Annotated in this window: 3 protein-coding genes; 2 read left to right on the top strand and 1 reads right to left on the bottom strand. The window is 68.3% G+C overall.

Annotated features, from left to right (window positions below; all coding sequences use genetic code 11):
- On the bottom strand, positions 1 to 347 hold a 347-nt coding region (locus VF468_29685; protein ID HEX5882458.1), incomplete at its 3' end, for a helix-turn-helix transcriptional regulator.
- Between the two features lie 852 nt (positions 348 to 1,199).
- On the opposite strand from VF468_29685, the gene VF468_29680 reads away from it, so the two are divergent.
- Together VF468_29680 and VF468_29675 are read left to right on the top strand one after the other, a co-directional pair.
- Complete coding sequence (locus tag VF468_29680) at positions 1,200 to 1,406, top strand: helix-turn-helix domain-containing protein (protein ID HEX5882457.1); 207 nt, start codon at positions 1,200 to 1,202, stop codon at positions 1,404 to 1,406.
- Positions 1,406 to 2,602: a site-specific integrase gene (locus VF468_29675; protein HEX5882456.1), complete on the top strand. Its 1,197-nt coding sequence runs from the start codon at positions 1,406 to 1,408 to the stop codon at positions 2,600 to 2,602. The genes VF468_29680 and VF468_29675 overlap by 1 nt, the downstream gene beginning before the upstream one ends.
- Positions 2,603 to 2,827: the final 225 nt, after the last annotated feature.

The following is a 2,827-nucleotide window of genomic DNA, read 5'->3' as shown; positions in this document are numbered from 1 at the left end:
GCGGTGCTGGCGAAGGTCCCTACCATGCGGACAAAGGGTCGGCGCTCCATGGACGTATCTGACGATGCGAGCGCCGCCCCGGCAACCTCGAACAGTGCCGGCTCAGGGACGGCGATGGCCTCGGCCGGAGCATCCGAGCTGCCACGGAACCGCTCTCGCCAACGCTCGACGGCCAACTCTCGGCGCCGGGCTTCCCGCTCGGCCGCCAGCTCCCGGAACACCCCCATCAGCGCACCGCTGGCCTCGAGTGCTCGGTCACACAGCATGGCGAACTGGGCGGCGGGCACCTGACGGCCTCGTTCAATCTGCGAGAGGTACGACCGGTGATAGGCGATGCGGTCGGCCAAGTCCCGCTGATGCAGCCCGGCTTCGCGGCGGCGGCGCCGGAGTTCCTCGCCGAAGCGGATGGCAAGCAGCCGGACAGGCTCCGTGTTGAGCGAGTCTGCGGTGGCTTGCTCAGCCTCGGAGGGGTCGGAAGGTGGGTGACCTGGTGTGGGGTCTCGCCCACCTGGAATCGGACGGGCTGTCATGTGACTCGACTGTAGGACTCCGGTCAACTGACGTCGAGACAACAGGAACAGGCCGTGCGAATGCTCAACGGGACCAATGCCCTGAGGCCGCTCCCCCATCGGCCGCAGGCCCGCTGCCGGCCTGGTCCAACTCTCGCTGGTGGACAAGCTCCCGATACACGGCGGCAAGGATCCGACGTTCCCGTACTCCCAGGCGGGGATCGGCCTCGGCCGCCTCGGTCACACTCACCGATGCCGGTACCGCCCGATCGTCGTCTGAAACCTGGCCCAGTAATCGCGCTAGGGAGCTCGGCTCCATCCGAAGAACCCGCTCAAGCGCAGCAACCCGTTCAGGCCGTGGAGCAGTCTGCCCCAAGAGCCACTGCGACACCGACGCTTGGGAGACCCCAAGCGCGTCGGCAAGGCCGCGCTGGGACAGGCCGCACTCCTCGCGCGCACGCTGGAGCGCCTGCCCGAATCGCCGCCGCTGCTCGGCCGTTGCCATGTTGCGACCCTTGCTTCGATGCCTCTGCGGTGGCCTACAAGCATGCCTGATCAGGTGACCGCTGATCGACTCTCGACGGATTCAAGGAGAAAGCTGTAATGGGAAAAGTATTGGCTTATACTGAGCTCGACCGACCAAGGCCTGCGTCCACCGGACGCGGGCCCGCCAGCAGCACCGAGGAGGACATGACGGCCACCGGACTGCTACAGCGGATGCAGCTTCCCGGTCTGCTAAAGGTCGAGCAGGCGAGCGTGCTTATGGGGATCAGCCGGAGTGCCGCCTACCGGGCAGTTGCTGCCGGGGATCTGCCGTCGGTCCGCTTTGGATGCCGGCTCTATGTGCCTACCGCACGGCTGCTCGAGTTGCTGGGCTTGGTTCTGGAGGACCGCTGATGCCGGGCGGCTGGACTCGCAAGCGCGGCAGCACCTGGACCTGGTACATCGAGGACGTGCCGGACCCGAGAACCGGCCGGCCCCGCCAAGTCTCCAAGGGCGGCTTTCGGACCAGAAAGGAAGCCCGCGACGCCCTGCTGGAGGCCCAGGCGGCCCTACGGTCAGGAACGTTCGTGGAGCCGTCCAAGCGGACGGTTGGCAGCTACCTGCTGGAGGAGTGGCTGCCGGACAACCAGCCGCCCCGGCTGCGACCCTCCTCCCACGCCAACTACACCATCTACACCAGGACCCATGTCGTGCCCCGGCTGGGCGAGATCGAGTTGCAGCGGCTGACCCCCTCCAACCTCAGCGGCTTCTACCGCAGCCTCCTCACCGACGCCCGCCGCGACGGCCAGGGCCTGGCCCCCAAGACCGTCCGCAATATCCACGCCATGCTGCATCGGGCCCTCCGAGACGCCGTCCGCCTCGACTACCTGGTCCGCAATGTGGCCGATGCGGTTACCCCACCGCGCGGTGCCTCTCCGGAGATGCAGGTCTGGACCCCCGAGCAGCTGCGGGCCTTCCTGGCCCACGCTCGCCACGACCGCCTGTACGCCCTGTGGCTGCTGGTCGCCACCACCGGGATGCGGCGGGCCGAACTCGCCGGGCTGCGCTGGGTCGACATCGACCTGGCCGCCGCCCGGCTCTCCCCCCGGCGGCCCCGGGTGGTGGTCAACTACGTGGTCCATGAGTCCGAGCCCAAGACGCGGATGGGCAAGCGGTCACTGGCGCTGGACCCGGCCACCCTGGCCGCCCTACAGGAGCACAAGGCTCAACAGGAGCAAGAACGCGCCGACGTTGGACCAGCTTGGATGGACTCGGGGCTGGTCTTCACCCGGCCGGACGGCTCCCCCATCCACCCGGATCTCATCACCGACTGGTTCCGGCGGCTGGCCCGCGGCGCTGGCCTGCCGCCGATCCGGCTCCACGACGTCCGCCACAGCTACGCCACCGCCGCGCTCGCCGCGGGCGTCCCGGCCAAGGTGGTCAGCGAGCGGCTCGGTCATGCCACCGTCGCCATCACCCTGGACGTCTACAGCCACGTCATCCCCGGCATGGACGCCCAGGCCGCCAACGCCGTGGCCAGCCTCATTCTCGACGGTTCCAGCCCAAGCGAACGGCCCGGACCGAAGCCCGGGCCCTCCACTGACAAATGACTGACAACAGCCACATCCGGCTGTCCCTTTGCGAAGGAGGTGAAGCGCCAAACGTGCTGGTCAATCTTGGTGGCGGGGGAGGGATTTGAACCCTCGACCTCTGGGTTATGAGCTGTTGGAGCGCCGTCCCGACCGGTCCCGCAGCTTCCCACCACACCGCATCTCACCAGCGGATTCAACGCCGACCCCGTGCCACTGGCTCCCGCTGGTCCTCGGGCGGTCCCG

The sequence above is a fragment of the Actinomycetota bacterium genome (assembly GCA_036280995.1).
Lineage (GTDB): Bacteria > Actinomycetota > CALGFH01 > CALGFH01 > CALGFH01 > CALGFH01.
The sequence above is the reverse complement of the archived record's forward strand: the minus strand, read 5'-3'. Positions and strand labels throughout refer to the sequence as shown.

What these genes read in the sequence shown, in the direction of transcription:
- VF468_29680 (HEX5882457.1), top strand. Translation starts at nt 1,200, where the DNA reads ATGACGGCCACCGGACTGCTACAGCGGATGCAGCTTCCCGGTCTGCTA.
- VF468_29675 (HEX5882456.1), top strand. Translation starts at nt 1,406, where the DNA reads ATGCCGGGCGGCTGGACTCGCAAGCGCGGCAGCACCTGGACCTGGTAC.